The sequence below is a fragment of the Acinetobacter sp. BZX-2 genome (assembly GCF_055179795.1).
In genome coordinates this window covers 1,069,320-1,094,025 of sequence record NZ_CM143686.1, presented here as the reverse complement: position 1 = coordinate 1,094,025, position 24,706 = coordinate 1,069,320, and the positions used below count along the sequence as shown (strand labels likewise).

Here is a 24,706-nt window from a genome sequence, read left to right as displayed (position 1 = left end):
CTGAGCTTTCATACCATGATTTAAGTGCTTGAAATTTCATGGCACATTTTTAGATAAAATAATGGGTATAATAAGCTATGCATTTCAAAATCTATTTGGGATAAATTGAAGATATTTTCAATTCGCTTAGGTAGAAATCATCTTTTTGAAAATGTTTTAAAATCAAATCATTTGTCATGAAATTTTAATCTTTTTTGCTTATAGAAGATCAAGTACCAGTAAATTGTCAGACAATTATTTCCAAAATTAGCCCAAACAACACAGCTTTTGTCCTTCTGAGCCATTCAGCTTTGCGCTTAGTGAGATAAACTCCGATATTTACTTTACTTTAGACACAGAACTGCGTAAAAATTTAGAAAAATATGTACACCTATGAATTGCATATTATTTGAGTCAAGCAGTAGATGGAATTTTACTGGCAGAATAAACACATTACCTGTCAGATATCGGAGAGTCAGATGAAAAAATATCAGTGCATCGTTTGTGGTTGGATCTATGACGAAGCAGCAGGTTGGCCACAAGATGGCATCGCAGCAGGTACCAAATGGGAAGACATCCCAGATGACTGGACTTGTCCAGACTGTGGCGTTTCTAAAGCCGATTTTGAAATGATAGAAGTCTAAAAAATGAAGTAGAGACCATGTTTACATGGTCTTTTTTTACGAGTCATTCAAAATTCATTTTTTATTCACCCCTCAAGACTTCTTCGCCTCAAATAGATTGAACAGCCGATCTGATAAGATCATCCGCCATTCAGCTCTATTAAAATATTATTGTTAATATAAAGCGAAGAAGTCGATCATAATGACAATTCAATCCGTATGGAGAAAAATATGAAACCGATCATCATCGTAGGCTCTGGCATGGCAGGCTATACCCTCGCAAGAGAATTTCGTAAATTAGATGCTGAACAAGAGTTAGTGATGATTTGCGCTGATGATGCGGTGAATTATGCTAAACCGACTTTATCCAATGCCTTAGTCGGGAAAAAAGCACCTGAACACATTGGTTTAGGCGATGCTGAAAAAATGAGTACGCAATTGAATATGCGTATTGAAAAAGAGACATGGGTAAAATCTATTGATGCAGCCAATCATCAACTCGTGATAGAACAACAAGGTCAAAGTTCAACACAAGAATATTCAAAACTCATCCTTGCTGTAGGTGCAAGTCCAATCCGTTTGGCCATCGCAGGAGACGGTAGTGATGATATACATGTTGTCAACTCATTGATGGACTATCGTGCATTTAGAGAAACTTTAGACAATTGTAGTACAGGTGAATGTGAAGATAAACGCGTCGTCATCCTCGGTGCAGGTTTGATCGGTTGTGAATTTGCCAATGACTTACAAAATACAGGTCATCAAGTGACGGTAATCGATTTAGCACCACAACCTTTAGGTCGCTTATTACCCAACCATGTTGCACAAGCATTTCAAGAAAATCTAGAAGAATCTGGGATCAAGTTTGCTCTTGGCACCACCGTAGAAAAAGTATCTAAATCTGATCGTGGCTATGTTGTATCGCTTGCAAGTGGTCAATCTTTACTTGCAGATGTTGTTCTATCTGCAATTGGATTACAACCCAATACAGCATTGGCAAAAGATGCAAATATAAAAACCAGTCGTGGTGTCATTACCAATACCTTATTGGAAACCAATCAGACTGATATTTTTGCCATTGGGGATTGTGCGGAAGTGAATGGAACATTGTTGCCATTTGTGATGCCAATCATGCAACAAGCACGTGCTTTAGCAAAAACATTAAGTGGTCAAACCACCAATGTACACTACCCGGCTATGCCAGTTGCAGTTAAAACACCTGCTGCTCCACTCACCGTTCTTCCTGCACCAATGGATATTGAAGTGACTTGGGAAAATGAAGAGTTTGATGACGGTATGTTGTCTAAAGCGATTGACGCAGACGGTACACTACGAGGCTTTGTTTTGTTAGGTGCAACAGCAGCTAAACAACGTTTAGCGTTGACAAAACTGGTTCCTGACTTGATTCCTGCATCAGTTTAAGGTTTAAATAAGAAGGAATGTTTTTTAAACAAAAAATAATCCTTGTTTGATAGGAAAATAACAATGAATAGCGCGCTTCAATTTCAAAGCTCACCGTATACCGCATTTATGCAAGAATCCACGGTGGATTTAGGCAACGGTATTCAATTACACATTGAAGCAGGTGGTAATCCAGATCATCCAACAGTGATCTTGATTATGGGATTGGGTGCGCAAATGTTATTTTGGCCAGATTTTTTTTGTAAATCCTTGATTGATCAAGGTTTTCACGTCATTCGTTTTGATAATCGTGATATTGGCTTATCGTCTAAAGTCAGACACAAAGGCCCTCGCCTAAATGCTGTTAAATTGATGAGCCGTTTTGCCTTAGGTTTACCCAATGATGGTGCACCTTATAACTTATATGACATGGCAGACGATGTTGCACTGTTGATTGACCGCTTAGGAATAGAAAAAGCACATATTCTCGGTGCTTCGATGGGCGGTATGATTTCACAAATTCTTGCAGCAAAGTATCCTGAAAAAATTGAAAAGCTCGGTTTATTATTTACCAGTAATAACCAACCTTTACTCCCGCCTCCTTTTCCAAAACAACTGTTTAGCCTGATTGGTAAGCCTGAATCACGGGATGAAGATGGAATTGTTAACCATTCATTAAAGGTATTTCGTCTAATTGGTTCACCAGGTTATATCAACCAAGTCGATGCCATTCAGACCGCCCGTAAATTATATCGTCGTAGTTATCATCCAGCGGGTGTACTTCAACAGTTTTTAGCAATATTATGTACAGGTTCCTTACTTAAATTGGATAAGCAAATCGAAAAACCAACTTTAGTGTTACATGGATCTAAAGATCGATTATTACCTCCAAGCCATGGTAAGGCAGTAGCAAAAGCAATTTCAGGTGCTAAATTTGAATTAATTGAAGGAATGGGGCATGATATGCCACCGCATTTTATTCCTCAAATTAGCGGATTATTTGCACATCATTTTAAATCATAAGCATTAGGACACTATGGCTGCATTACCATCCCTAAGACAGCTGTCATATTTGGTGACATTGTCTGAGACGTTGCACTTTACTGAAGCAGCGCGCCGTTCGTTTGTCACTCAATCCACTTTATCGGGTGGGATTATGGAGTTAGAACGTTTATTGGGTGGCGTACTCGTTGAACGTGATCGCCAAAATGTACGCTTAACCCCGTTAGGTGAACAAGTTGTTGCCCGAGCCCGTGTTCTACTCGCCGATGCACAAGACTTAATGCGCTTAAGTCGTGAAATGAGTGAACCACTCACAGGTGATTTGCATTTAGGTATTATTCCTACAATTGCTCCGTTTCTTTTGTCTAGGCTTTTGGAAGAAGTGCATAAGCAATTGCCTAAAATTCAATTGCATTTACATGAAGCTCAAAGTGAGAAAATTGTAGAGAAGTTAGAGCACGGCAATCTCGATATGATCATGCTTGCGCTTCCTTTCGATACCCGTGGTTTAAAAGTTGCTGAAATTGCAAAAGAGCAATTATTCTTAGTGAGTAATAAAGCAGATCAAAATGCTGTCAATGCAAGAAGCTTAGATGATCTTGATTTGTCACATTTAATGTTGCTTGAAGAAGGGCATTGCTTACGCGACCATACTTTAAGCGTTTGCCCAATTGGCGAACGTAAAAATGATCATCGGTTAAAGGCAAGTTCATTACCAACACTTGTGGAAATGGTCAGCTCTAACTTAGGTTATACTTTACTTCCTGAAATTGCTTTGCATGCACATATGCTCAAAAGTAACGATCAGTTGGTGATTAAATCGATTGAAAATGCACCAACACGTACTTTAGCTTTAGTGACTCGTAAAAGTACGCCTCTACAAAGTGAGTTTGATGTACTGGTACAAATTCTACAAAAAATTACTGCAAACTTGGGTCAATACTAAGCCTCTGTCTGCAATAAAAAAGGAGCCATGACTGACTCCTTTTTTATTTTTAATCAAATATTTAATAAAATTTTAAATACTTGATTGCTGAATTTATTATTTAAAATACTCAATCAAAGTTTGCTGTGCATTATGCGCAACCTCTCCATCTTTTAACTGAGCACGAACCCAAGTACCATCCCCTTGCAACAACCAAGCCTGAGTATTATCTTTCAAATAATTCACAAGACCTTGCTGATAAATTCGCTTCTTCAATGCAGGATCTTCAATCGGGAAGCAAACTTCAACACGATTAAACAAGTTACGATCCATCCAGTCCGCACTTGAACAATAAATACGTGAATTACCATTATTCCCAAAATAGTAAACACGCGTATGTTCTAAGAAACGCCCAACGATAGAACGAACACGGATATTTTCAGACAGATTCGGTAAGCCCGGACGTAAACAGCAAATTGAACGAATAATTAAATCAATTTGCACACCCGCTTGTGATGCCTCATATAATTTATTGATCAATTGAACTTCAGATAAAGCGTTTACTTTGACAATAATCTGCGCAGGCTTACCCGCTTTCGCATTGGCAATTTCATCGTCAATAAAAGAAATAAGTTGAGCATGTAAAGTAAAAGGTGCATGAAGAAGTTTCTTCAACTTCGCCATTTTCCCCATACCAGTGAGCTCTTGGAAGATACGATGTACGTCTTCACACAGCTCTTTATCTGTGGTCAATAAGCCATAGTCGGTATAAATACGTGCATTGGTGGCGTGATAATTACCTGTACCCAAATGCACATAACGCACTAATTTATTGTTTTCACGGCGTACCACTAAAATCATTTTGGCATGGGTTTTATAACCGACAATACCATAGACCACCACTGCCCCAGCTTCTTGCAAAACATTGGCAACCGCAATATTCGACTCTTCATCAAAGCGAGCACGCAACTCAATGACAGCAGTGACTTCTTTACCGTTACGTGCTGCTTCAGCAAGCACTTGAACGATTTCTGAATCTGCACCACTACGATAAAGGGTTTGTTTAATGGCTAAGACTTGCGGATCACGCGCAGCTTCACGCAGCAAATTAATCACAGGTGCGAAAGATTCAAATGGATGATGTAAAAGAATGTCTTGTTTTTGCATTGCCGAAAAAATATTTTCTGTCTTTTTTAATACTTTTGGCAATGATGGCACATGCGAGTCATAACGCATATGCGGACGTTTAAAGTTGGACACCAAACGTGCCAAATTCACAGGCCCATCTACTTTATAAAGCTGTTCGTGTTCTAAATCGAACTCTTCAAGCAAATATTCATAAATATGTTTTGGACAATTCTCAGTCACTTCTAAACGAACTGCACGACCAAAACGGCGAGAACTCAATTCGCCTTTCAGTGCTTTGGCTAAATCTTCAACGTCTTCGTTTAACGCCAAATCTGCATTACGTGTTACACGGAACTGATAACAGCCTGTCGCGGTCATTCCCGGGAAAAGATCTGAAACATGTTCATGAATGATCGCAGAGAGCATTACGAAATGTTCTTTGCCCCCTGTTAACTCATCTGGTAGGCGCACTACACGTGGTAATGAACGTGGTGCAGGAACAACGGCTAGATCAATTTGACGACCAAACGCATCTTTACCTTCCAAAGTCACAATAAAGTTTAGACTTTTATTGACTAGACGAGGAAATGGATGTGCTGGATCTAAACTAATCGGTGTTAAAACAGGTGCAACTTGTTCTTGAAAATATTTTTTAATCCAAACAGATTGTGCAGGTGTTAATTCACCACGACGCAGAAAACAAATATCTTCTTCACGCAGTTTAGGGAAAATTTCTTCATTTAAAATACGATATTGACGCTCTATTGCTTCATGCGCAGTTTTGGAAATTTGCTCTAAAACTTGTTTTGGCGTGAGACCATCTGGCGTACGACTTTCATTCCCTAAGGTCAATTGTTCCATTACACCTGCAACACGAATTTCAAAAAACTCATCCATATTACGAGAAAAGATCAACAAGAAATTCATCCGTTCCAATAAAGGATGTAAAGGATCAACGGCTTGTTCTAAAACACGTAAATGGAAATCTAAAATAGACAATTCACGATTTATATATCGTTCGTTATAAGCATATTCTGTAGGTGTCGTGGTCGCCACTGCGCTGTTCATGCAATAAACCTGCATCAATAAATGTCATAAAAGTAGTATGCTTCAAATTTATGACAATTTCATAAAAAAAGCACAAATCTTTGTGCTTTTCTTGCTTTGAAAATAAATATTTATGCTGTGGAAATACGCTAATCTGGAATACGTGTGTAGCGCATATATTTTAAAACCATACGTTTACGATATTGCAACTTAGAGTCATCTCGATGATCTTGATAATATTTAGGATTGGATAACAACACTGCTAAAAATGCGGCTTGTTCACGGCTCAAACGCTTAGCACTTCTTCCAAAGTAATGCTGTGCTGCGGCTTCAACACCGTAAATATGATCTCCAAACTCAACCGAGTTCATATAGACCTCTAAAATGCGTTGCTTGGTCCACATGCGTTCCATCATGGTTGTTGCAATGGTTTCTTGCCCTTTGCGAATAAATGAACGGCGATTATAGAAAAACAAATTTTTTGCCAATTGTTGTGAAATGGTCGAGCCACCTGCAACCACTTTATCTTTCTTTAAATTTCGTTGTAATGCATCTTCAATCCCATCCCAATCAAAACCATGATGATCTATAAATTTAGCATCTTCAGCAGCAACAATCGCATGTTTAAAATGATCACTAATCTCATCATAATCACGCCATTGATGTTTGATCGGTTTAAAATCAGACAAATATGTCCAACGCATAAACATCGTTGTTTCAACATCATGGGTACGCCAGTACACCAAACTTGAGAAAATCCACAGCTGAATGATGATCAAAAGACTGATCATAATTAACAAACCACGAACAATAAAAGCTTTCATGTCAGCTGCTTACTCCGAAAATTTTGAAATTTCATGCTAAGCTAAATCTATCTATAAAAAGCACAGAAATTTCATGTCTGATTATCAAGAAGGTTCATCCTACGTGCAAACACCGAATAAGATAGAGAAAATAACCTTATTACTCATTTCGATCAATGTTGGATTATTTGCTTTGCAGGTCTTGTCAGGTGTCAATATTACTGACCCAAGCACTTTAGATGCATTACGCTGGGGAGCAGATTATGCACCTTTAACCTTCCTAGAGGAACCTTATCGCTTATTGAGTAGCATGTTTTTTCACTTTGGTATTCTCCATTTGATGATGAATATGTGGGCACTCTATGTGTTTGGCAATGTTGCAGAGCAAACTTTCGGCCGTGTTTATTATTTAAGCCTTTATATTTTGGCTGGGTTAATCGGTAGTTTGCTCAGTGGTTATCTTGATATTCGCAATAGCTATGAACTACTACAAACTTTTGATCCTAAACTGATTCCACGTGTGTCTGCAGGAGCATCAGGTGCAGTTATGGGATTAGGGGGTGCTTTAGCGGTACTTTCACTATTCCCTCCTACCGAAAATCAAAGGTTTATTTTAGATAAAAAATCACTTTTAACGATCCTTGCGATTAACTTGGCTTTTGGTTTCTTTGCTTCTGGGATTAATAACGCAGCACATATTGGCGGGATGGTGATGGGCGCAGTTTTAGCAGTGGTTTGGTATATCGCTCAACGTGTCAACGCAGGGCAGATTGCCAATATTATGATTATTTTATTTGGTATCGGTTTAACTTATACCGTGTATTTATATTGCCAAAATTTGATTGAACCAATTACCCCACTTTGGCAAGAAGCGATTTCTCAAATGCGTAGTCAATTGAAGTTTTAAAAAGCTTCGTTATCAAAATATTATGGTCTGTTTAATGGTTAGACACAGCTATATAAAAGATCAAAACGTCGCTTGGTTTATTGAAATAGAATTTACCTCTTGAGTTGATATTCCGTTTCTATTTTTCCATGTCCATATTAATGAAAAACTTTTGAAATCTTTAAAATAACAAGGGGCGTAAAAAATCCTTTAAGTTGTATTTGTATATTAAATTGATGACCACCTGAAGATACATTTTGCATGTAAATTATTCTTCTCATTATGATGCTTGCATGATCCAAAAATAAACCTTTGATTTCTTGTTGATTAAACTTAAATTTCACTGATGAGTTTTCATTAAAAACAATTTCTATGGGCAAATGACTCTGCGGTAGATCGATATGAATCACTTTACCGTGTAATTCAGCAAATTTAAGTTTCGTTTTAAAATAAAAAGGCTCCATTCCATCGTCTATTTTCATAAGGCATGGCAATAGGCTTAAATCGCCATAATCCTTTCGATTCAACCAAAAAACCAATGACACAAAGATAGACAATGCACCCCAATAATAGATCATCCCTAATGCATTGAAATAGAAAAGCATCAGGAAAATAGCAAGTACGGGATAAAGAGCTAAGCTTTTATTACTGGTAAACTTGTCTTTAAATTTATGAAAGAACATTACAATTTGTGGAAAAAACTCTAACAGGATCCACTGCATAGCTGTATTCCTATAAGCTTTAAATTTTTGATTTTAGCTGTGGCTGCACCAATATTGTTTCAGTCTTTATTTTTGCAATTTAATACAGCCACATAAAAGTTATTCATTTATAAATCTATTGAATAGCTTTCAGTTTAACTCCCTCAAACTTTGTAAAGGAGGGATTTCCGACAAATAACTGAGGCGATAGCGACCGATCAATGCACATAATAATGCCATCAATATCGGTAAAATAATCCAAATTTCCCAATGCAACTGTACAACCATGTCCATTCGATAACTTGCAATCGCACTAATCACTTCTGCAAAGAAACACGATACAATTCCTGCCAACAAACCAATAAAACCAATTTCCAAACTCATCATGTTTTTTAATTGACGTTTAGAGCTACCAAAAGACCGCATCAAAGCGACTTCTCTTTTGCGCTCATCCATCAACAAATTAATACAAGCGATCAGAACTAAAAAGCCCGATAGACTGACCAAAACTGCAAGTACAGTAATGATCTGTACCAACACCGCAACTAAGCGCTTAATCTCATCAAAAATTAATGACACATCTATAAAAACAGTATTTGAAAATTGCTGAATCAGATTGACCATTTTCGCTTTTTCAGCAGCTGGTACGTAGAAACTGCCTAAATAACTTCCTGCATTTTCATCCAAAGTATTGGGTGTAAAAATAAAGAAAAAGTTCGGACTAAAACTTTGCCATTCTACTGTTCTTAAATTCACCACCTGTGCCTGTAATCGTCCTTCTGGCAAACTAAAAGTCAAACGATCACCAATTTTGATCCCTAACTCATTCGCCAATTCTGCTTCCACAGAGACTTGTCCAACCTTCGTTAGTTTGGCATCCCCTGAAACAATCACATTGTCTTGTGGATATTGATCCGTTTGAGTCAGATTCAGTTCACGGCGAAGCGAATTACTCTTTTTAATCAAATCTGCTGAAAAGGCTTGATCATTTTTGGCGATGAGTCGACCTTTAACATTGGGATATAAGGGAGTGCTTGTCCAATGTTGTTGTTCAAGTTGCTGCTTAAATGCATCAAGCTCAAAAGGAGGTAATCCATATATAAATTGGTTCGGTGTTCCTTCAGGTAATTGTTGCTGCCAACGTTCCAATAAATCTGTGCGTAATACCGCCAAAACTGTAATTAAACTCAATCCCAAAGCCAATGCTGTAATTTGTAATGAGGTTTGTGATGGCGTGCGTACATAGGCCGAAAGCTGATTCCGCATTAATTTTAAAGTCTTGAGAATCAACCAAACAATACCAAACAACAAACCTGTGAGAACGACAACAGCCCCCATCACCAATGCCGTTAAAACGATATTTTCAGTTAAAACAAGACTAAAAATAACCAGACTGATCAATCCTGCTGACATCATCCACACCATTGAACGTGCAGATTTTTCTTGCTGACGAATCACTCGAATTGGCGGTGTACTGAGTAATTGCCATAGACTTGGGAAAATGAATCCAATCAAAACAATGGCACTGGTGAAAATCGCTATCGGTAAAGGGCCAAGCAACATTTCAAAAGCAGAAAAGCTTAATTCAAGATTTGGAATCATTTGCAACATCAATTGCAGTAAGGAATAACCGAGAACCAATCCTAAAATACTGCCGATCACGATTGCGATAACAATCACAATAACAAGTAGTCCCAAATATGTTTGAAAAATTTGCTGTTTGGTTGCGCCCATACAACGCATCAATGCAATATGATCTTGGTTTTGCTGTACATAACGTTGACTGGTCAAAGCAATTGCTAAACCGCAGAGTAAAATGGTTAAGATATTTGCCAACTGTAAGAAAATATCTAAATTTTCAATCGGTTTGAGCAAGCGAGAATTTCCATCATTGGCATTACGTAGTCTCAAACTGGTTTGATCTTCCAAATCCGATTCTGCACTTTGCATCGCTTGAGTGGATTGATCCGTTGCCGCTTGATTGGTTGGCTGATCCTGCTTTTGAGTAGCTTGATCTTGAGCAATCTGATTCTGTTCTAATGGCTTTGTATTTGCCTTTAGATCATTCAGTTTTTCTTGTTCTTTAAAGGCTTTAAATCGCTTTTGGTATGCCGTTACAGCTTGAGGCTCGCCTGCCATCAATAAACGATACTCAACACGACTACCGATTTGAACTGCATTGGTTTTAACCACATCGGCTTGAGAGATAATCACGGTTGGCGAAAAAGCAGAGAAACCCAATTCTTGATTTGAGTCCTGTTCAATAATACCTGTCACTTTGAACTGACCATCGGCAATTTGAACAGAATCACCCACTGTAAGTTTTAACAATTCTTGAGCACGTTTACTTAACCATACTCCACCACTTTTTAATTTTTGCTTAGGTGAAATCTGCAACTCGCCTCTCAACGGAAAAGCATCATCAATTGCTTTGACATTCACCATCACAAATTGATCATGGGTAGACGCCATAGAACCAAACATGGTGACATGTGACTGTTTTAATTTAAGTTCATCCGCCTGCTTTAACCACTGCTGTTCTATTGGATAATTATCACTCAGCACTAAATCGGCCGCCTGCATTTTGGCAGCTTGTAACGTTACCGCTTGTTGCACTTGATCATTACTGAATTTAAGTGCTGTAGTGGCACTAATCGCCAAACTTAAAGCAATAATCAGTAAATAAATACCTGAAGTCGCAAAACTTTGTCTGAATAATGGCTTAAACAAAGTAAACATTACACAACCTCACCTGTCTGAGTGAATTGAGAATGTTCAATCAATACACCATCTTTCAGCTCATAATGACGTTGGCATTGTGCAGCCAATTGAGGATCATGTGTCACCAGAACCAAGGTTGTACCCAATTCTCTATTTAAATCAAAAAGTAATTGTTCTATTTCATGCGCTGTATGCTCATCAAGATTACCCGTCGGTTCATCTGCAAAAATAATTTTAGGGTCAGAAATGAGTGCTCTCGCAATCGCCACACGTTGCTGCTCACCACCTGATAATACTTTAGGTGTCTGCTGACTTTGACGTTCCAAACCCACTTTTGCCAATAATTTTAATGATTTATGTTCAGCGTCCAAATAGTTAACATCTTTCTGAATACGCAATGGCAACATCACATTTTCTAGCGCAGATAAATGTGGAAGCAATTGAAAAGATTGAAATACAAAACCAATATGTTTAAGACGTACTAATGCACGTTGTTCTTCATTCAGCTTCTCAATTGATTCACCACAAACCGTGAGTTGTCCTGAACTGGCTTGATCTAAAGTGGCGAGAATCCCCAATAAAGTGGATTTTCCCGAACCTGAACGGCCTGTAATCGCGACTTGCTCGCCTGTATAAATATTGAGATTTAAATTTTCAAAAATTGTAAGCGTTTGATGTGGTAATTCTATCTTTTGTGTCAGTTGCTGTGCAGCAATGATCACTTGTGGCATGATGGGAGAGATTGAATCATCCTGAACCTTAGACATCTGAAAGTACCCTACTATGCAAATCAAAATATGGTTAAATTTGAAAATGATGAAAAATGTTATTCATTGTTTAATTTTTAGCATGATCTGTCTGTTGCCCGTTAGTAGTTTTGCAAAAACAATCATGATTGTAGGCGACAGCTTAAGTGCAGGTTATGGCTTAAATCCACAGCAAGGTTGGGTCGCTTTATTACAACAACGTTTAAATCAACAATTCCCCAAACAGCACAAAGTTGTCAATGCCAGTGCCAGTGGTGAAACCACCAGTGGCGCTTTGGCGCGCTTACCAAAACTCTTGCAAACCTACAAACCCGATGTTGTGGTGATTGAGTTGGGTGGAAATGATGGTTTACGTGGTCAACCACCTCAAATGATTCAGAAAAATCTAGCGCAACTGATTCAACAAAGTCAGAAAACCAAAGCCAAAGTGGTGTTATTGGGTATGAAAATACCGCCAAACTACGGCACAGCATATAGCAAGGCGTTTGAAAACAACTATCAAGTCTTAAGCCAACAATACAAAGTTAAAATGCATCCATTTTTTATGAATGGTATCGCAGGCAATAAAAGCTTAATGCAAAAAGATTTGATTCATCCTAATGCAGCTGCGCAAAAACTTTTATTGGACAATGCTTATCCGTTAATTCGAGGGGCGTTGTAGAAGTTCACAAAATGACCGTGGTTTATAAATAGCCTTTATCCAAACTTTCCCCCTAAGCCATATATGGCACAAGAGAAGGAACTTCTGTAATGTAATAAGTATTCAAGCCTTCACCGTAGGGAAATGAGCTTTCTATAACACAATAAAAAAGACGCATTTAGCGTCTTTTTTTACATTTACTCTTTTGCGGATTAAGCAGGAATATCACGCACTGAAGCGTTACGAATCGCCTCTTTCAATGCTTCATAGCCATGGATAGGTGGGAATTGTGGAAACTCACGAATGACATTTTCAGGTGCATCAAATAAGAAACCTTGATCAGCTTCACCTAACATAGTTGTATCGTTATAAGAATCACCTGCTGCGATCACACGGTAATTTAAACCATGTAATGCTTTTACTGCTTCACGCTTTTGATCAGGTTGACGTAATTTATAAGCAGTGATCATACCATTTTCATCTGTTTCCAACTTGTGACAGAAAATCGTTGGCCAGCCCAGTTGCTTCATTAAAGGATGAGCAAACTCATAGAATGTGTCAGAAAGAATGATCAATTGAAAATGTGTACGAACCCATTCAACAAACTCTTTCGCACCTGGAAATGGCCCCATATCTGCAATTACAGCTTGAATATCGTTCAAACCTAAACCATGTTGTTTAAGAATATTCAAACGTTGAGTCATCAACACATCGTAGTCTGGAATATCACGCGTTGTTGCTTCTAATTCTTTGATTCCTGTTTTTTTAGCAAAATTGATCCAGATTTCTGGTACCAATACCCCTTCAAGATCAAGACATACGATTTCCATGGGTTCTCCCAAATGTCGGTTTAAAATTTTGGCGCTATCATAACATTAAAGTTTTACAGATGACGGAAAGTTTCTGTGTCATTTCACTTTTCATTACAGATTTACTAAAACAAGCGTAATTTGGAATAAATTTGAGTACAATCTATTGAAAAAACAGAATATATACACCGAGGGTTTATAGTTTGAGGCGAAATAAATTTGAACCCTATAAATCTATTTTATTCATAAGTATTCTAATTAATCTGCTAAGCAGTTTAATTCATTTACTTTAAAATAAAATGAAATTCAAATGACGATTACCCCTGATTCAATCATTTTTAAGCTGATCTATATTTAGACAATATTAAATTTGCTAGGATTCAAGTCGACACCGAACATAGCTTCAAGCCAACTGCCAGGAGCAGATATGACCACCATTCCAACGATTGATCTTGTTGATGCACTTGCAGCTGAATACGCTGATAAATCTCCATCTGAAATATTAGAACTTGCACTGTCGCAACAAGGTGAGATCGCAATTTCATTTTCAGGTGCTGAAGATGTTGTCTTGATCGATATGGCACATAATCTTGGCAAGCCATTTCGTGTTTTTAGTTTAGATACAGGACGCTTACATCCTGAAACATATCAATTCCTAGAAACAGTCCGTAAGCATTACGGCATTCAAATTGAAATCTGTTTCCCTGAAGCTGAAGCCGTACAACAATTGGTGAATGAAAAAGGCATGTTTAGCTTTTATCAAGATGATCATAAAGAATGTTGTGGAATCCGCAAAGTACAACCTTTACGTAAAAAACTTGCGACTTTAGATGGTTGGATTACTGGACAGCGTAAAGACCAAAGCCCAGGTACGCGTACCGAAATTCCAGTGATTCAAGCTGATCTTGGTTTTTCAGGTGTCGGTAAACAACTCATCAAATATAATCCGCTTGCGAATTGGTCGAGTGCAGATGTTTGGAATTATATCCGTATGATAGAAATTCCATATAACCCTTTACATGAAAAAGGCTTTATTTCGATTGGATGTGAACCCTGTACTCGTGCGGTTTTACCAAATCAGCATGAACGTGAAGGCCGCTGGTGGTGGGAAGAAGCAACCCATAAAGAATGTGGATTGCATGCTGGAAACTTAAAATAATTTAAACATGCTATATATTCAAAAAAGTCACTACATTAAGTGACTTTTTTCTAAACCTATCATTCATCGAAATGCTTGGATTTTAGCAACGAAATCGTTTTATACTTCATGTTAAGTTTTATAATTCTAACAACACAACACTCAAATATGAGTTGTTGTCGAAATTGCAGTGAGGCAATCTAAAATTATGCGCCCATTACACCCAATTGATTTTATTTTTCTTAATTTAGAGAAACGGCAACAACCCATGCATGTAGGTGGATTATTCTTATTTGAAATCCCTGAACATGCGCCTTCCACTTTTATCCAAGACTTAGTTGCAGATATTCGTAATTCAAAAGGTATTCCTGTCCCACCCTTTAACAACCTTTTGAATGGATTCTTTTGGGACGAAGATGAAGATTTCGATATAGATCATCATTTCCGTCATATTGCACTTCCTCATCCGGGACGTATCCGCGAATTATTGGTTTATATTTCACAAGAACATAGCGCATTGATTGATCGTGCCAAGCCACTTTGGACCTGTCATATTATTGAAGGTATTGAAGGCAATCGTTTTGCCATGTACTTTAAAATCCACCATGCCATGATTGATGGTGTGGCAGGGATGCGCTTAGTCGAAAAATCTTTTTCAAAAGATCCAAATGCGAAAACCATTATTCCACCTTGGTGTGTGGAAGGTAAACGCTCTCAGCGCTTTAAAGAACCTAAACTCGGTAAAGTTAAGAAAATACTCAATACACTGAAAGGGCAAATTGAAGCTGCACCTAAAGTAACCCAAGAGCTCTTTCAAACCGTTTTTAAAGAAATGGGGAAAAAACCCGATTATGTATCAAGCTTTCAAGCACCAAGTAGCTTGTTTAACCAACGTGTAAGTTCTTCACGTCGTTTTGCAGCGCAATCTTTTGAACTAGATCGTTTTAGAAATATTTCTAAGGCTTTAGGTGTCACCATTAATGATGTCGTACTGGCAGTTTGTTCAGGCGCACTACGTGATTACTTAATTACACAAGATGCTTTACCTAAAAAACCACTGATTGCAATGGTTCCTGCTTCATTACGTGATGATGACTCAGATATGAGTAACCGAATCACCATGATTCTGGCAAATCTAGGAACACATAAAGAACACCCTGAAGAGCGTTTAGAAATCATTCGTCGCAGTGTTCAAAATTCAAAAACTCGCTTTAAACGCATGAGTTCTGATCAGATTTTAAATTACAGTGCTTTTGTTTATGGTTTGGCTGGTTTAAATATTGCTTCTGGAATGATGCCGAAACGCCAAGCATTCAATGTGATTATTTCTAATGTTCCTGGACCACGTGAACCGCTGTATTGGAACGGTGCAAAGTTAGATGCACTCTACCCTGCATCTATTGTTCTTGATGGACAAGCTTTGAATATCACCATGACCAGTTATTTGGATAAATTGGAAGTTGGTTTAACAGGTTGTCGTAAATCATTACCAAAATTGCAAAACCTACTTACGCATTTGGAAAATGAAATTCAGAAATTTGAACAGTTAATTGCTGAGAAAAATCCAGAAAACGGTGATGTTGCAAATGAAACGACTGATGTAAAACCATCAAAAGTAACAGCTCATCCAAAACCAGTGATTGTAGAATCACCAGAAATACAAAAACCTGCTTAAGGGTCAATATTATTCTAAGCCTCCTGTTCAAAAGAGGCTTAGAAATGACTTTAAATTCAGAAGGGTTTCTCTTTTTTCAAAAATGGAAGGATTGATTTTTCATAGATGAAGCTTTAAATGTGTCATCAATTAGATCAATTCAAAAGAAAAAATCTGTTCTCGATAAAATAAATTTCAGAAAAAATTAAGGGGCTTAAATTGGCCCCTTAATTTTTTACGTTACGGCATTGTCTCAGAAGCTGATGACACATATTAACCACCATGTCTTTGGTGATGTTTACTTCTTTACCATCATCATCCAACATGACACATGTATTTTTAGGCTGTGACTCTAATACATGCTGAATACCACTTTTTATTATTTGTTCACTTACGCTCATTTTAACCTCACTTGCTAAGACGATTTAAAGGGAGAAATGTCTTTGGCTACCTTTATGTCTAGTATTGTGAAATCAAAGCACAAAGTAAAATTTTAGATGTAACAACTGTTTAACGATATTCTGTTACAATTTTAACTTAAAATGATATCGTATTGCTCTTGCGTATATAAATTTTCAACTTGGAATTTAATCACGCGATGCACGAAATGCTCTAAATCTGCGACTGCTGGGGCTTCTGCGGTTAATAACCGATCAATGACCGAGGGATGAGCAACGACAGTAAAGCCACTCTGAGACTCATAAGCTCGAGCATATCGAAGTATTTCTCGAAAAATTTCGTAACATACTGTCTCTGCAGTTTTAATATAACCACGCCCCTGACACGCTGGACATGACTCACACAGCAAATGCTCAAGCGACTCACGTGTGCGCTTACGTGTCATTTCGACTAAGCCCAGCTCTGAAACTTGAGTAATTTTAGTTTTGGCATGATCTCGTTCGAGCATTTTATCAAACTGATTCATCACTTCTTCACGATGTTGCGCTTCTTGCATATCAATGAAGTCGATAATGATAATACCGCCTAAGTTTCGCAACCTTAGTTGGCGAGCGATGACCTGCGTCGCTTCCATATTGGTTTTAAAGACGGTGTCTTCTAAAGTGCGCCCACCCACATAAGAACCTGTATTGACATCAATGGTGGTCATGGCTTCTGTCTGATCAATCATCAGATAACCACCAGACTTTAATGCAACACGTGTTTGTAATGCACGTTGAATATCTTCTTCAACATTGTACAAATCAAAAATTGGACGCTCACCCGGATAATGAATCAAGCGATTGGTCATACTGGGTACAAATTCACAAACAAACTCTTGCAGCTTGGCATGAATTTCACGTGAGTCGACTGAAATTTTAGCAGTATCTTCATTTGCCAAATCACGAATGACTCGTTGTGGTAAAGGTAGTTCTTCAAAAATTAAAGACGGGACAACCACGCTCTTTTGCTTATCTTGAATGTATTGCCATAACTTAGCTAAATAAGCCATGTCTTGTGCAATCGCTGCTTCTTCAATTCCCTCAGCAGCAGTACGCACGATCACAGAACCAGGGAGTTTATGCTCTGCCTGAATGCGTTCAATCATCGAACGTAATCGATCACGCTCTTCTTCTGACTCAATCCGCTGAGAAACCCCAATATGATGACCATAAGGCATCAACACTAAATAACGAGAAGGAATCGAAAGGTCGGTACTCAGACGTGCACCCTTAGTTCCAAGCATGTCTTTCATGACTTGAACAGTAAGAATTTGCCCAGGTTGTAAAAGTTCAAAGACATTAGGTGTTGGTTGGTTACGTGTCCAAACCATATCATTAATATGTAAAAAAGCAGTTCGAGAGAGTCCGATATCTACAAAAGCAGCCTGCATACCCGGAAGTACTCGCACCACTTTACCTTTGTAAATATTTCCAACCAACCCACGCTTAACAGTACGCTCAACAAATAATTCATTGACCGTACCATTTTGAATTAAGGCCACACGACATTCCATAGGCGTGACGTTAATCAATAACTCGTCAGACATAACAAAACTCAAAACATTATAAAAATTCTTTTTCGCAGTTAATTTAGTGCGTCAACTGCCCTGCTGTATTTGATCGAGTAACTGTATTGTTTCATGTAACGGTAGTCCCACAACGTTACTATAACTACCATTGATATGTTTAACATACTTTGCAGCAAAACCTTGGATTGCATATCCACCCGCTTTGCCGATCGGTTCACCTGTCGCCCAATATTCATCCATATCCTTAACGCTTAAATATTGGAACTCAACTTCAGTACGAACCACAACACTCAATAATTGCTTGGCATTTGCAACGCAAACACCTGTAAGCACTTCATGCTTTTGACCTGACAATAATCTCCAAATATCAAAAGCATGTTGCTTAGACTCTGGTTTACCAATAATTTGATCGGCAAAAACCAAACTTGTATCCGCAGCAATCACTATACTTTCAGGATACAAAGCCAAAACAGCTTGAGCTTTTTGTACCGCTAATCGCTTTACATACTGATCAATCTGCTCATGTTCTAAAACAGATTCATCAATATCAGGACTACAGATTTCAAAATTTAATCCGACCTGTGACAACAATTCTTTTCGTCGAGCTGAACTCGAAGCCAAAATTAAATGCGCCATCTTCTCAATAAATAATAGAAAATAGGCCAGCATAAAATACTAGACACTAAAGGTTGCCAATGCCGTGCAAACGAAAAATGCACACCTGCCATTATCTGTCCCATAAAAGTAAAAACCAAATGAGCCAAAATGGCAAACATGCTGATAATCCAAAGATTACTAAAGGTCAGCACACGTCTTTCACGAATAAAATAACGGGTCAAAAAAGCAATCAGAACATAACTTAACGCATTCATGCCCAAAGGTGCATCTAGCAACAGGTCTGTAAATAAACCCATACTAAATGCAAACCAAACACCACACCATGTGGGCTGACAAAGCACCCAAAAAAGCATGATCATAAACATGTACACTGGTCGCCAACCCGCAAACACATAAGACATTGGGTAAACGACTAGAATCGAACAAATAATAATTGAAACGACAATAATGAATAACGGGTCTTTACGTTGTTTTTCTGAGCGTAACTTTTTAGCGATCAACATTTGGCTGCTCCATCGCTAAGGAATCAGAAAATAATACCACCACATGATGACCACCAGCCAACTGTGCGGCAGGTACAACATCAATTTGAGCGAACTCACCTGTATTATGGCGCATCACTTTAGAGACTGAACCCACTAGGTAACCCGCTGGAAAATGTTGTCCTAAACCAGAGCTATAGACTTTATCGCCTACTTTAATATTGGCACTGGTTGGAACGTATTCCATTTTCAAACGACCTAAATCACCTGTACCCGTCACAATCGCTCGCATACCTGAACTTTCTAAACGTACAGATAAAGAATGTTCTTTATCAGAAAGTAACATAATACGACTACTGTGTGGATAAACACTGATCACTTGCCCCATGATCCCTTTATCATCCAAAACAGTTTGACCCACTTTGATTTGATTGGCAGAACCCCGGTTAATGATAATGATGTGACGTAAAGGATCTGCATCCGTCCCAATCACTTCAGCAATTTCCATACGCCCATCAATGATTAACGGCGTATCGAGTAAACCACGTAAACGTGCATTTTCAGCTGAAAGTTCAGAGAGTTTTTGCAGACGCACTTGCGCTTGAAGCAATTCCGCTTGCATCGCAGTATTTTCACGACGCAATTGTGCTTCAGATTTGGTTTGCTGATTGAGCCATTCTTTCGACAATACAGGATAACTTGCTAAGGCATAAATCGGGTTATACGCCGCATACAAGACATCTCTTGCAGGTTGAATCACTTGAGGCATGCGCCAGTTAAAAAACAGCACTACCAAGCAAGTGATGACCGCAATGATGAACGAGCGAAAAGATGGCGGTTGTCTTGAAAAGAGATTCGGTTGCACCGCCTCGTCCTTAAACTTAATCTACGAAAGTTTAGCCTACAAAAAGCATATCATGGTTTGGATTGTCAAAGAATTCTAAGACTTTACCCCCACCACGAGTCACACAAGTTAAAGGATCTTCAGCAACAACAACAGGTAAACCTGTTTCTTGCGCAAGTAATTTGTCTAAATTACGCAGTAATGCACCACCACCTGTTAACACGATACCACGCTCTGCGATATCTGAAGATAGTTCAGGAGGTGTTTGTTCTAATGCAGATTTTACTGCTGAAACAATACTTTGTAATGGATCAGAAATGGCTTGCGTGATTTCATCAGAAGTAACAGTAATAGCGCGAGGTACACCTTCAGCAAGGTTACGACCACGAACTTCAATTTCTAAAGTTTTACCATCAGAAATCGCCATACCCACTTCTTTTTTGATGGTTTCCGCAGTTGTTTCACCAATCACACAACCATGTGCTTTACGTACATAGTTAATGATTTGTTCATCAAATACATCACCACCGATACGTAAAGAATCTGCGTACACACAACCTTGTAACGAAATGATGGCAATTTCAGTTGTACCACCACCAACGTCTACAACCATTGAACCACAAGCTTGCTCAACTGGCATACCTGCACCAATTGCAGCAGCCATTGGTTCTTCAATCAAACGTACATCACGTGCACCTGCATTAAATACAGCTTCACGAATTGCACGACGTTCTACCAAAGTTGATTTACACGGTACGCAAACCACTACACGAGGTGCAGGTGGAAATAAACGTTTTTCGTTCACTTTATCTAAAAATTGGTGCAACATAGTTTCAGTGACTTCAAAATCTGCAATCACACCATCCTTCATCGGACGGATTGCAGAAATGTTTGCAGGCGTACGACCAAGCATTTGCTTAGCGTCTAAACCTACAGCTGCAACAATTTTCGCCGAACCACTATGGCGAATTGCCACAACTGTCGGTTCATTTAATATAATGCCCTTTCCTGGTGCATAAATAAGTGTATTTGCAGTACCTAAATCAATGGCAAGATCTGGCGAAAACAAGCCAATTAGTCGTTTTAGAATCACGGGTCGTTCTCAGTTTAAACTTTATGTGGACGCAAGATGGCAACTTTAACTAAATGTGATGATTTGAACAAGTCAATCGCTTATTATAACGCACGATATTTTGAATTTTTTTGAAACTAATTAGGTGAGACATCATGTCAACTTCAGATGCTCAGCACACTGCAGAGTTAAATGCACAAACAGTATCGCAGATCGCCAACCTTGCTCGATTGTCGTTGAATGATACGCAATCTGCTGAATATGCTCAAAGTTTAAATAAAATCTTGGGGATGATGGAAACATTAAAAGGGATTAATACCGATGGTGTTGAGCCACTTAAAAGCCCATTTGATCACCCACAGCCACTTCGCCCTGATGTTGTGACAGAAAGCAATCATCGTGAGCAATATCAAGCGATCGCCCCTGCAACACAAGACGGCTTATACCTTGTACCTCGTGTGATTGAATAATATTCAACCAATTAAACCTAATTTATAAAATTAATCGTAAAGAATTGTACTCATGACTGATTTACACCGTTTATCGATTCGTGAAATGACTGAAGGCTTAAAAACTGCTCAGTTTTCATCTCGTGAATTGACTCAACACTATTTAGACCGTATTGCAAAAATCGATGACCGTGTTCAATCGTACGTCACGGTAACGGCTGAACAAGCGCTCGCTCAAGCAGATGCGGCGGATAGTTTACTCAAATCTGGTACAGCAGGCATTTTGACTGGTGTTCCAATTGCACACAAAGATATTTTTTGTACCCAAGGTATTCGTACTTCTGCGGGTTCAAAAATGCTAGATAATTTTATCTCGCCTTATGATGCAACTGTGGTTGCCAAAACCAAAGAAGCTGGCCTAGTCACTTTAGGTAAAGTGAACATGGATGAATTCGCAATGGGTTCAACCTCTGAAAGTTCATTCTATGGTGCGACTAAAAACCCTTGGAACTTAGAACATGTTCCGGGTGGTTCATCAGGGGGTTCAGCGGCTGTGGTTGCTGCGGATTTAGCCCCTATTGCAACAGGTACAGATACGGGTGGTTCAATTCGCCAACCTGCATCATTCTGTGGTTTAACAGGCTTAAAACCAACCTATGGTCGTGTATCACGTTTCGGGATGATCGCATTTGCATCATCACTTGACCAAGCTGGTCCAATGGCACGTTCTGCTGAAGATTGTGCATTCTTGATGAACACCATTGCAGGACATGATGCTAAAGATTCAACTTCTGTAGATAAAGCAGTCGATGATTATGTTGCAAATTTAAATGCAACAGCAGTCAAAGGTTTACGTATTGGTATTCCTAAACAATACTTTAATGTTCAAGGTTTAGATGCTGACGTTAAAGCACGTGTTGAAGAATCATTAAAAAAATTGGAAGACATGGGTGCAACCTTAGTTGAGATTGATCTCAACATGAGTGAAGCCTATGTGCCAACGTATTATTTGATTGCGCCTGCTGAAGCTTCATCGAACTTGTCACGTTATGACGGCGTGCGTTATGGCTACCGTTGTGAAAATCCAACCGATATTTTAGACCTGTATAAACGCTCTCGTTCAGAAGGTTTTGGTGCAGAGGTTCAACGTCGTATCTTGATTGGTACTTATGCACTTTCTGCGGGATACTACGATGCTTATTATGTCAAAGCACAAAAAGTACGTCGTCTAATCCAACAAGATTTCTTAAAAGCATTTGAAAATGTTGATGTCATCGCTGCGCCATCTGCACCGACCACAGCTTACAAAATCGGTGCAAATCTTAGCCCGACTGAAATGTATTTAGGCGATATTTATACCCTTGCGGTGAACTTGGCAGGTCTGCCAGCGATCAATGCACCTGTTGGTTTTGATGCAAATCAGCTTCCTGTAGGTTTGCAGTTGATTGGTAACTATTGGTCAGAATCTCAATTGTTATCTATTGTTCATCAATATCAACAAAATACAGATTGGCATACTAAACGTGCGGCAATTGCTGAGGAGAACGTATAAATGACTAATGCCTCAAAAACAGCGCAAAAAGCACCTAAATCAAACTTGATTGATGGATGGGAAGTCGTTATCGGGATTGAGATCCACACGCAGTTGATGACCAATTCTAAAATTTTCTCAGGTTCTTCAACCACTTTTGGTCAAGATCCAAATACGCAAGCCAGTCTTGTTGATTTGGCAATGCCGGGGGTTCTTCCTGTATTGAACCAAGAAGTCGTTGATCTTGCGATTCGTTTTGGCTTGGGTATCGATGCGTATATCGATCAGGCTTCTGTGTTTGCTCGTAAGAACTATTTCTATCCTGATTCGCCTAAAGGCTATCAGATCAGTCAGATGGACAATCCAATTGTTGGCTTGGGTCATATCGACATTCAGCTTGAAGATGGCACAGTGAAGCGCATAGGCGTAACACGTGCACATTTAGAGGAAGATGCAGGTAAATCGATTCACGATCAATTCGAAGGGATGTCGGGTATTGATTTAAACCGTGCAGGTACACCTTTACTTGAAATCGTGTCTGAGCCTGATATGCGTTCTGTAGAAGAAGCTTTGGCTTATATCAAAGCAATTCACACTTTAGTGCGTTGGTTGGGGATTTCTGACGGTAACATGGCGGAAGGTTCTTTCCGTTGTGACTGTAACGTGTCTTTACGTCGTCCAGGCAATGAATTCGGTACACGTTGTGAATTGAAAAACATCAACTCTTTCCGTTTCATTGAACAAGCAATCAATGTTGAAATTGAACGTCAAATGGACATTTTGGAAGATGGTGGCAAGATCGACCAAGAAACACGTTTGTTCGATACTGTGAAGATGGAAACCCGTTCGATGCGCTCAAAAGAAGAAGCGAACGACTATCGTTACTTCCCAGATCCTGATTTGCTTCCTGTTATCATTTCAAATGAACAAGTTGAAGCGGCTCGGGCTGCGCTTCCTGAGTTACCCAAAACACGCCGTGCTCGTTTTATCGCTGATTTTGGCGTGACTGAGTATGATGCACATGTGTTGACGCTTTCTCGTGAAATGGCTGATTTCTATGAAGCTGTTGTGGTTGCTGCGGGTGGTGCTGCTCAAGGTAAAGTTGCTGCAAACTGGGTGATGGGTGAATTCTCAGGTGCTTTAAATAAAGCCAGCTTAGAACTTCAAGACTCGCCAGTTTCTGCTGAGCAATTGGGTGGCATGATTGCACGTATTGTCGATAACACCATTAACGGCAAAATTGCTAAGCAAGTGTTTGGCTTTATGTGGGAAGCAGAAGGAAAATCTGCGGATGACATTATTGCTGAGAAAGGCTTAAAGCAAGAAACCGATACAGGTGCGATTGAAGCGATTATCAAAGATGTACTTGCAGCCAATGAAAAAATGGTCGAAGAATACAAGTCTGGTAAAGAAAAAGCCTTTAATGGTCTCGTCGGTCAAGTCATGAAAGCTGCAAAAGGTAAAGCCAACCCAGCTCAAGTGAATGAATTGATGAAGAAATTGATTGGTTGAGGCTG

23 protein-coding genes are annotated in these 24,706 nt (G+C 38.9%); 11 read left to right on the top strand and 12 right to left on the bottom strand.

Annotated features, from left to right (window positions below; genetic code table 11):
• Positions 1-458 precede the first annotated feature (458 nt).
• The 4 genes from rubA to oxyR all read left to right on the top strand — a co-directional run bounded on the left by rubA (position 459) and on the right by oxyR (position 3,951).
• Complete coding sequence (rubA, locus tag ACY45D_RS05080; RefSeq protein WP_010116534.1) at positions 459-623, top strand: rubredoxin RubA; 165 nt, start codon at positions 459-461, stop codon at positions 621-623.
• 210 nt (positions 624-833) lie between these two features.
• Positions 834-2,024, top strand: a complete 1,191-nt coding sequence (locus ACY45D_RS05075) for an NAD(P)/FAD-dependent oxidoreductase (RefSeq protein ID WP_463108717.1) — start codon at positions 834-836, stop codon at positions 2,022-2,024.
• 63 nt (positions 2,025-2,087) lie between these two features.
• Complete coding sequence (gene estB / locus ACY45D_RS05070) at positions 2,088-3,026, top strand: esterase EstB (RefSeq protein WP_463108716.1); 939 nt, start codon at positions 2,088-2,090, stop codon at positions 3,024-3,026.
• A 13-nt stretch (positions 3,027-3,039) separates the two neighbouring features.
• Positions 3,040-3,951: a LysR family transcriptional regulator OxyR gene (gene oxyR, locus ACY45D_RS05065; protein ID WP_463108715.1), complete on the top strand. Its 912-nt coding sequence runs from the start codon at positions 3,040-3,042 to the stop codon at positions 3,949-3,951.
• 96 nt (positions 3,952-4,047) lie between these two features.
• Here oxyR and ppk1 read toward each other — a convergent pair whose 3' ends face one another.
• Together ppk1 and mtgA are read right to left on the bottom strand one after the other, a co-directional pair.
• Positions 4,048-6,126, bottom strand: a complete 2,079-nt coding sequence (ppk1, locus tag ACY45D_RS05060) for a polyphosphate kinase 1 (RefSeq protein WP_463108714.1) — start codon at positions 6,124-6,126, stop codon at positions 4,048-4,050.
• 128 nt (positions 6,127-6,254) lie between these two features.
• Positions 6,255-6,929 (bottom strand): monofunctional biosynthetic peptidoglycan transglycosylase, encoded by a 675-nt coding sequence (gene mtgA / locus ACY45D_RS05055; RefSeq protein WP_463108713.1) that lies wholly within the window; start codon positions 6,927-6,929, stop codon positions 6,255-6,257.
• A 73-nt stretch (positions 6,930-7,002) separates the two neighbouring features.
• Here mtgA and ACY45D_RS05050 point away from each other — a divergent pair, with 73 nt between their 5' ends.
• Positions 7,003-7,815: a rhomboid family intramembrane serine protease gene (locus ACY45D_RS05050; protein WP_463108712.1), complete on the top strand. Its 813-nt coding sequence runs from the start codon at positions 7,003-7,005 to the stop codon at positions 7,813-7,815.
• 137 nt (positions 7,816-7,952) lie between these two features.
• On the opposite strand, the gene ACY45D_RS05045 is transcribed toward ACY45D_RS05050, so the two are convergent.
• The 3 genes from ACY45D_RS05045 to ACY45D_RS05035 form a co-directional block, all read right to left on the bottom strand.
• On the bottom strand, positions 7,953-8,372 hold the full coding sequence (locus tag ACY45D_RS05045) for a hypothetical protein (protein ID WP_463108711.1): 420 nt from the start codon (positions 8,370-8,372) through the stop codon (positions 7,953-7,955).
• Positions 8,373-8,645: 273 nt separating this feature from the next.
• Positions 8,646-11,234, bottom strand: a complete 2,589-nt coding sequence (locus ACY45D_RS05040) for an ABC transporter permease (protein ID WP_463108710.1) — start codon at positions 11,232-11,234, stop codon at positions 8,646-8,648.
• The gene (locus tag ACY45D_RS05035; protein WP_463108709.1) at positions 11,234-11,983 is read right to left on the bottom strand and encodes an ABC transporter ATP-binding protein; all 750 of its coding nucleotides are present in this window, start codon (positions 11,981-11,983) and stop codon (positions 11,234-11,236) included. The genes ACY45D_RS05040 and ACY45D_RS05035 overlap by 1 nt, the downstream gene beginning before the upstream one ends.
• A gap of 46 nt (positions 11,984-12,029) precedes the next feature.
• Here ACY45D_RS05035 and ACY45D_RS05030 point away from each other — a divergent pair, with 46 nt between their 5' ends.
• Entirely contained in the window at positions 12,030-12,644 is a 615-nt protein-coding gene (locus ACY45D_RS05030) for an arylesterase (protein WP_463108708.1), read from the top strand.
• Between the two features lie 191 nt (positions 12,645-12,835).
• On the opposite strand, the gene thrH is transcribed toward ACY45D_RS05030, so the two are convergent.
• Positions 12,836-13,453 (bottom strand): bifunctional phosphoserine phosphatase/homoserine phosphotransferase ThrH, encoded by a 618-nt coding sequence (thrH, locus tag ACY45D_RS05025; protein ID WP_010116018.1) that lies wholly within the window; start codon positions 13,451-13,453, stop codon positions 12,836-12,838.
• 406 nt (positions 13,454-13,859) lie between these two features.
• Between thrH and ACY45D_RS05020 the strand changes: the two genes are divergently transcribed.
• Positions 13,860-14,591: a phosphoadenylyl-sulfate reductase gene (locus ACY45D_RS05020; protein ID WP_463108707.1), complete on the top strand. Its 732-nt coding sequence runs from the start codon at positions 13,860-13,862 to the stop codon at positions 14,589-14,591.
• Between the two features lie 187 nt (positions 14,592-14,778).
• The gene (locus tag ACY45D_RS05015) at positions 14,779-16,245 is read left to right on the top strand and encodes a WS/DGAT/MGAT family O-acyltransferase (protein WP_463108706.1); all 1,467 of its coding nucleotides are present in this window, start codon (positions 14,779-14,781) and stop codon (positions 16,243-16,245) included.
• A 206-nt stretch (positions 16,246-16,451) separates the two neighbouring features.
• Here the strand turns inward: ACY45D_RS05015 and ACY45D_RS05010 are convergent, their stop codons facing one another.
• The 6 genes from ACY45D_RS05010 to ACY45D_RS04985 form a co-directional block, all read right to left on the bottom strand.
• Positions 16,452-16,625, bottom strand: coding sequence for a PA1571 family protein (locus tag ACY45D_RS05010; RefSeq protein ID WP_463108705.1), 174 nt, complete (start codon positions 16,623-16,625; stop codon positions 16,452-16,454).
• A gap of 131 nt (positions 16,626-16,756) precedes the next feature.
• Positions 16,757-18,211 (bottom strand): ribonuclease G, encoded by a 1,455-nt coding sequence (gene rng / locus ACY45D_RS05005; protein WP_463108704.1) that lies wholly within the window; start codon positions 18,209-18,211, stop codon positions 16,757-16,759.
• A 51-nt stretch (positions 18,212-18,262) separates the two neighbouring features.
• Entirely contained in the window at positions 18,263-18,829 is a 567-nt protein-coding gene (locus ACY45D_RS05000; protein WP_463108703.1) for a Maf family nucleotide pyrophosphatase, read from the bottom strand.
• Positions 18,817-19,314 (bottom strand): rod shape-determining protein MreD, encoded by a 498-nt coding sequence (mreD, locus tag ACY45D_RS04995; RefSeq protein WP_463108702.1) that lies wholly within the window; start codon positions 19,312-19,314, stop codon positions 18,817-18,819. The genes ACY45D_RS05000 and mreD overlap by 13 nt, the downstream gene beginning before the upstream one ends.
• A complete protein-coding gene (mreC, locus tag ACY45D_RS04990; protein ID WP_010116008.1) occupies positions 19,301-20,158 on the bottom strand; it encodes a rod shape-determining protein MreC in 858 nt (285 codons plus the stop codon). Before mreC ends, mreD begins: the two co-directional genes overlap by 14 nt.
• Before the next feature lie 31 nt (positions 20,159-20,189).
• Positions 20,190-21,230 (bottom strand): rod shape-determining protein, encoded by a 1,041-nt coding sequence (locus tag ACY45D_RS04985; RefSeq protein WP_010116007.1) that lies wholly within the window; start codon positions 21,228-21,230, stop codon positions 20,190-20,192.
• Between the two features lie 134 nt (positions 21,231-21,364).
• On the opposite strand from ACY45D_RS04985, the gene gatC reads away from it, so the two are divergent.
• From gatC to gatB, 3 genes are read left to right on the top strand one after another with little or no spacing between them, the layout of a single operon-like run.
• Positions 21,365-21,679 (top strand): Asp-tRNA(Asn)/Glu-tRNA(Gln) amidotransferase subunit GatC, encoded by a 315-nt coding sequence (gatC, locus tag ACY45D_RS04980; protein WP_463108701.1) that lies wholly within the window; start codon positions 21,365-21,367, stop codon positions 21,677-21,679.
• Between the two features lie 52 nt (positions 21,680-21,731).
• A complete protein-coding gene (gene gatA / locus ACY45D_RS04975; protein ID WP_463108700.1) occupies positions 21,732-23,210 on the top strand; it encodes an Asp-tRNA(Asn)/Glu-tRNA(Gln) amidotransferase subunit GatA in 1,479 nt (492 codons plus the stop codon).
• Positions 23,211-24,701 (top strand): Asp-tRNA(Asn)/Glu-tRNA(Gln) amidotransferase subunit GatB, encoded by a 1,491-nt coding sequence (gatB, locus tag ACY45D_RS04970; RefSeq protein WP_463108699.1) that lies wholly within the window; start codon positions 23,211-23,213, stop codon positions 24,699-24,701.
• Positions 24,702-24,706 lie beyond the last annotated feature (5 nt).

Coding starts and splice junctions, on each gene's coding strand:
- rubA (WP_010116534.1), top strand. CDS start 459: ATGAAAAAATATCAGTGCATCGTTTGTGGTTGGATCTATGACGAAGCA.
- ACY45D_RS05075 (WP_463108717.1), top strand. CDS start 834: ATGAAACCGATCATCATCGTAGGCTCTGGCATGGCAGGCTATACCCTC.
- estB (WP_463108716.1), top strand. CDS start 2,088: ATGAATAGCGCGCTTCAATTTCAAAGCTCACCGTATACCGCATTTATG.
- oxyR (WP_463108715.1), top strand. CDS start 3,040: ATGGCTGCATTACCATCCCTAAGACAGCTGTCATATTTGGTGACATTG.
- ppk1 (WP_463108714.1), bottom strand. CDS start 6,126: ATGAACAGCGCAGTGGCGACCACGACACCTACAGAATATGCTTATAAC.
- mtgA (WP_463108713.1), bottom strand. CDS start 6,929: ATGAAAGCTTTTATTGTTCGTGGTTTGTTAATTATGATCAGTCTTTTG.
- ACY45D_RS05050 (WP_463108712.1), top strand. CDS start 7,003: ATGTCTGATTATCAAGAAGGTTCATCCTACGTGCAAACACCGAATAAG.
- ACY45D_RS05045 (WP_463108711.1), bottom strand. CDS start 8,372: ATGATCTATTATTGGGGTGCATTGTCTATCTTTGTGTCATTGGTTTTT.
- ACY45D_RS05040 (WP_463108710.1), bottom strand. CDS start 11,234: ATGTTTACTTTGTTTAAGCCATTATTCAGACAAAGTTTTGCGACTTCA.
- ACY45D_RS05035 (WP_463108709.1), bottom strand. CDS start 11,983: ATGTCTAAGGTTCAGGATGATTCAATCTCTCCCATCATGCCACAAGTG.
- ACY45D_RS05030 (WP_463108708.1), top strand. CDS start 12,030: ATGATGAAAAATGTTATTCATTGTTTAATTTTTAGCATGATCTGTCTG.
- thrH (WP_010116018.1), bottom strand. CDS start 13,453: ATGGAAATCGTATGTCTTGATCTTGAAGGGGTATTGGTACCAGAAATC.
- ACY45D_RS05020 (WP_463108707.1), top strand. CDS start 13,860: ATGACCACCATTCCAACGATTGATCTTGTTGATGCACTTGCAGCTGAA.
- ACY45D_RS05015 (WP_463108706.1), top strand. CDS start 14,779: ATGCGCCCATTACACCCAATTGATTTTATTTTTCTTAATTTAGAGAAA.
- ACY45D_RS05010 (WP_463108705.1), bottom strand. CDS start 16,625: ATGAGCGTAAGTGAACAAATAATAAAAAGTGGTATTCAGCATGTATTA.
- rng (WP_463108704.1), bottom strand. CDS start 18,211: ATGTCTGACGAGTTATTGATTAACGTCACGCCTATGGAATGTCGTGTG.
- ACY45D_RS05000 (WP_463108703.1), bottom strand. CDS start 18,829: ATGGCGCATTTAATTTTGGCTTCGAGTTCAGCTCGACGAAAAGAATTG.
- mreD (WP_463108702.1), bottom strand. CDS start 19,314: ATGTTGATCGCTAAAAAGTTACGCTCAGAAAAACAACGTAAAGACCCG.
- gatC (WP_463108701.1), top strand. CDS start 21,365: ATGTCAACTTCAGATGCTCAGCACACTGCAGAGTTAAATGCACAAACA.
- gatA (WP_463108700.1), top strand. CDS start 21,732: ATGACTGATTTACACCGTTTATCGATTCGTGAAATGACTGAAGGCTTA.
- gatB (WP_463108699.1), top strand. CDS start 23,211: ATGACTAATGCCTCAAAAACAGCGCAAAAAGCACCTAAATCAAACTTG.